Annotated in this window: 6 protein-coding genes; 2 read left to right on the top strand and 4 right to left on the bottom strand. The window is 47.3% G+C overall.

Annotation, left to right across the window (positions count from 1 at the left end):
- The first annotated feature begins 75 nt into the window (after positions 1 to 75).
- Both H6G26_RS39795 and H6G26_RS39790 read left to right on the top strand, forming a co-directional pair.
- The gene (locus tag H6G26_RS39795; protein WP_190737429.1) at positions 76 to 381 is read left to right on the top strand and encodes an HNH endonuclease; all 306 of its coding nucleotides are present in this window, start codon (positions 76 to 78) and stop codon (positions 379 to 381) included.
- 54 nt (positions 382 to 435) lie between these two features.
- Entirely contained in the window at positions 436 to 678 is a 243-nt protein-coding gene (locus tag H6G26_RS39790; RefSeq protein WP_190737427.1) for a hypothetical protein, read from the top strand.
- A 126-nt stretch (positions 679 to 804) separates the two neighbouring features.
- Here the strand turns inward: H6G26_RS39790 and H6G26_RS39785 are convergent, their stop codons facing one another.
- The 4 genes from H6G26_RS39785 to H6G26_RS39770 are packed head-to-tail and all read right to left on the bottom strand — an operon-like array spanning position 805 to position 3597.
- On the bottom strand, positions 805 to 1410 hold the full coding sequence (locus H6G26_RS39785) for an ATP-binding cassette domain-containing protein (RefSeq protein WP_190737425.1): 606 nt from the start codon (positions 1408 to 1410) through the stop codon (positions 805 to 807).
- The gene (locus tag H6G26_RS39780; RefSeq protein ID WP_190737423.1) at positions 1397 to 2326 is read right to left on the bottom strand and encodes an ABC transporter ATP-binding protein; all 930 of its coding nucleotides are present in this window, start codon (positions 2324 to 2326) and stop codon (positions 1397 to 1399) included. The genes H6G26_RS39785 and H6G26_RS39780 overlap by 14 nt, the downstream gene beginning before the upstream one ends.
- A 9-nt stretch (positions 2327 to 2335) precedes the next feature.
- Entirely contained in the window at positions 2336 to 3214 is an 879-nt protein-coding gene (locus tag H6G26_RS39775) for an ABC transporter permease (protein WP_190737422.1), read from the bottom strand.
- Positions 3211 to 3597 (bottom strand): ABC transporter permease, encoded by a 387-nt coding sequence (locus tag H6G26_RS39770; protein WP_347242600.1) that lies wholly within the window; start codon positions 3595 to 3597, stop codon positions 3211 to 3213. The genes H6G26_RS39775 and H6G26_RS39770 overlap by 4 nt, the downstream gene beginning before the upstream one ends.
- Positions 3598 to 3750: the final 153 nt, after the last annotated feature.

Here is a 3750-nt window from a genome sequence, read left to right as displayed (position 1 = left end):
ATCTTGCTCTCTCTATTTTGCGCTCTCATCAAAATAAGATTAAAGACTATCTTCTTAATTAAGTGTTTCTTTTGTATGAGCAAAACCCGCTACTCCGAAGATTGGAAACAAATCGCCACAGCTGTAAAAGATGCCTCCGATTGGCGCTGTACTAAGTGCGATCGCCTTTGCTTGCGCCCTGGCGAGAAACCATCAGAGCTAACTCTATCGCAACGCCGGGTTTATAACCTTCAAGTACACCATTACAACTTCGACCCATCTGATAACCGAAAAGAAAACTTAGGCTGTCTTTGCAGTGGCTGCCACCTTTACTATCACCGATTTAGGCGAGGCAATATTTCACCTGGGCAATTATCACTGTTTCAATCAAATGATGCATGAATATATTGCTATCTAGAAACTATTCTTATAAATAGAAGACTGAAGAAAGAGCCGATGCCCAGCAAAACTATTGATGTCCGAGAGTATACCGTTAGAGCGCACAAGCGGGAAATTCATACTCGCGTTTTTAATTTCGTATGCAAGCAGTGCGAACAGCCCACACAACGAGAAACCTTTGGTGTGCGACCGGTCTACTGTGAAACATGCCGTCCACCACAAGCACCCAAGAAATCAGTAGTCCCTCTCAAGAAGAGAAAACCCAGAGCTATGACTTACAAGAGTGGTAAAGACATATAGATATGCAACGACTGCATCTACGCGCTTTCTACAACATCTGCAATTCAACATTCAACCAGCAATTCCAAATTTAAAAATTTAAGAGGAGTCAGTCGCTAGGGAAATGGCTGAATCTGAAGATATAATTCAACGTGCTGCTTTTAAATCAATCCTACGATGGCACAGGTACTTGAGTAGCGCAATGTCATGACTTATAACCAAAATACCTATTTCAACCTGACAGGCATAGTCAATGACTGCACGCCAGATGAGTGCTTGAGTGTTGGTATCCAACATAGCAGTCATCTCGTCAGCAATTAAGTAGCGGGTCGCTGTACTGAGCGAGCGTGCGACTGCGATACGCTGCAACTCTCCTCCGCTGAGTTCATGAGGAAAGCGACTTAGCCAACTAGAGTGAATTCCCAAACCTTGCAGAAGTTCTCTAGATGTTCCTTTTCCCTCTGCTAGGATTTGGCTAATCAGCCATCGGGGGTTCATTGCTAGTTCTGGGTGCTGAAAGATGAGCTGTACCGGGCAATAGCCTTGTTTTGGCAGAGGCTTACCGTCAATTGTGACTCTACCCTCCGTTGGTTGAAGATACCCGGCTAGTAGCTTACCTATAGTCGTTTTGCCCTGACCGCTTGGACCTTGCAAGCCTACAATTTCACTCTTGTTGATTTCAATACTGAAATCACGCAAAATCCAAGGTTGATTGACTCGATAGCGAAAAGACAACTGTTCACCCTTCAGCATGAATACACCTCACAGGAGCACCTCGCACGATATGAAACTGGGGTCGGGCTTTTTGGCAAGCGTCAGTCACCAAGGGACAGCGGCCAGCAAACAGACAACCATCAGGAAGCGCCTCTGGACTGGGTTGGGTGCCTTTAACCGGTATGAAACCATTTTGGGGCAGCGATCGCCACAGCGCTTGTGTGTAGGGATGACGCAGATTACCATCAGTAAAATCCTCTGCTGCGGCCACTTCCAATGTCGTGCCTGCGTAAAACACAGCTACTTTGTCTGCAACTCGCACAGCCGCTTCCAAGTCATGGGTGATAAGAATTATCGCTTTGCCCTCATTTGCCAGTTCGCGTAGATGGTTAAGTGTCTCAACAACTACATCTATATGTAAACCAGGAGTCGGTTCATCAGCAATCAACAGTTCAGCCCGTCCGACGGCTGCTGTAGCAACTAATACTCGCCGAGCCATACCACCTGAAAGTTGAAAGGGGTAAAGCTGTTTAACTGGCAGGGGAAGAGCATAGCGTTCAAAGGTTTGATTTACAACTCCTCTTGCTTCGGTAGCAGGCAATCCACTCAAACGAGCTGCCCGATGTACTTGCGAACCCACTCTCATTAAGGGGTCAAGATAACTGACTGACTGGGGAATCAAGGCAATTTCCTTGCCCCGCAACTTGGTTTGACGCTCTGGGGTCAGGAGTTCTCCTTTAAAAATTATCTTGCCTGTAACCAAGGAATTATAAGGCAAAATACCCAAAATGGCGTGAGCTAGCAGACTTTTACCAGAGCCACTAGAACCAACCACTGCCACCACTTCACCCGCACCAACCTCTAAATCCAAATCCATAATGACGGTCAGCCGTTTTTGGGTCAGACCCACATCGTACATGGTGAAAGTGACACTGAGGTTTTGAACTGATAGCATAGTATAATGTTACCCCTGGCTTGTTTTTGGGTCGAACAAAGCAAGTAGGCTCTGACCCAAGATGTCAAAGCTTTTCACCGCGAGCAGCAACGCTATTCCTGGCATTACCGCCAGCCACCAGTAGCCAGTGGATAGGTATCGCATTGACTCCGACAGGATAATCCCGATTGCCGGAATCTCTGGCGGTAGACCCAAACCCAAAAAGGTAAGCCCAGCCTCGTGCAAAATTGCGTGGGGAAACAACAAAATCAACCCAACGAGGAACTGGGGCACTAGGTGGGGCAATATGTGATTGCGGGCAATCCACAGGGGCGAGTGTCCTAGTTTAGAAGAGAGTTGCACGTAATCAGAACTTTTGATCTGAAGCACCTCAGCCCGCAGCAGACGAGCCAAGTTCATCCAATGGGTGATGGTGATGGCGATGATCAACCCTTTGACTCCGCCCCCAAGAGCAAAGGCAATTAGGATAACTAATACTAGGTGAGGCAGGCTGAAGAATACATCGATTATCCAGATGATAAAGGCATCAACTTTACCACCCAGTGTAGCTGAGAGCGTTCCCAGTACCAAAGCTATCACGGCGCTAAAGCTAGCGGTTAACAGCCCCACCCATAAGCTCAAGCTTAAACCGTGGAGCGTACGGGTGAACATATCTCGTCCCAACCAGTCAGTGCCAAACGGGTGAGCAAGTGTTGGAGGTTGGTTGCGTTCTTGTAAGGAAATTTCCAAACCAGCTTTACCAATCAGTTGGGTGCCAAGCAGCAGGATGCTCAGAACGATCGCGCACAGAGCAATAAGCATAAATGTCCGACTACGACGATTACTGAAGATGAGTGATAGTTTGCGTCCTAAAGTTTGAGGGGTTGAAATCGCAGTGGGAAGTTTCATGCTCTGGTATCTGCTATGCGGATGCGGGGATCAATCACTTGGTAGCTGAGGTCTGCCAAGGTGTTGCCGATAAACACAAAGATGGCGCTGAACAAAACAATACCCACCAGTAGCGGGACATCATTACGCAAACCTGCCTGTAAGGTCGCACTACCTAACCCAGGATAGCCAAAGACCTTCTCAACTAACACAGTACCACCGAACAGTTCGCTAAGAGATGCAAATTGCAAAGTCAGGGCTGGTAAAGCAATATTGCGTAAACCGTGGTGCAAAATGACTCCACTCGTTGTTTCTCCCTGAGCGTAAGCAAACAGGGCATAGTTACTATTGAGGACTTGGATCAGTTTTTCGCGGGTTTGCAAAGCAATATTTGCAACCCCAATAACGCTCAGAGCCGAATGGCACTAAGAAAAGCCGAAACGCTTGTGTATTAAACAGTTTGCAACTGCTTTCTTAATTCATGCCGGGGTTTGGTCATTAAGGGATAAGCTTTCGGGCGGCGTTTACGGACTCGTGGTTCGTTTCTAGCAGGACGG

This window comes from Nostoc sp. FACHB-888, from assembly GCF_014696655.1.
Taxonomy (GTDB): Bacteria; Cyanobacteriota; Cyanobacteriia; order Cyanobacteriales; family Nostocaceae; genus Nostoc.
This window is presented reverse-complemented; position numbering and strand designations above follow the sequence as displayed.

Bases quoted from the DNA above. Each gene is read 5' to 3' on its own strand.
- H6G26_RS39775 (WP_190737422.1), bottom strand. From the start codon at position 3,214: ATGAAACTTCCCACTGCGATTTCAACCCCTCAAACTTTAGGACGCAAA.
- H6G26_RS39780 (WP_190737423.1), bottom strand. From the start codon at position 2,326: ATGCTATCAGTTCAAAACCTCAGTGTCACTTTCACCATGTACGATGTG.
- H6G26_RS39790 (WP_190737427.1), top strand. From the start codon at position 436: ATGCCCAGCAAAACTATTGATGTCCGAGAGTATACCGTTAGAGCGCAC.
- H6G26_RS39795 (WP_190737429.1), top strand. From the start codon at position 76: ATGAGCAAAACCCGCTACTCCGAAGATTGGAAACAAATCGCCACAGCT.
- H6G26_RS39785 (WP_190737425.1), bottom strand. From the start codon at position 1,410: ATGCTGAAGGGTGAACAGTTGTCTTTTCGCTATCGAGTCAATCAACCT.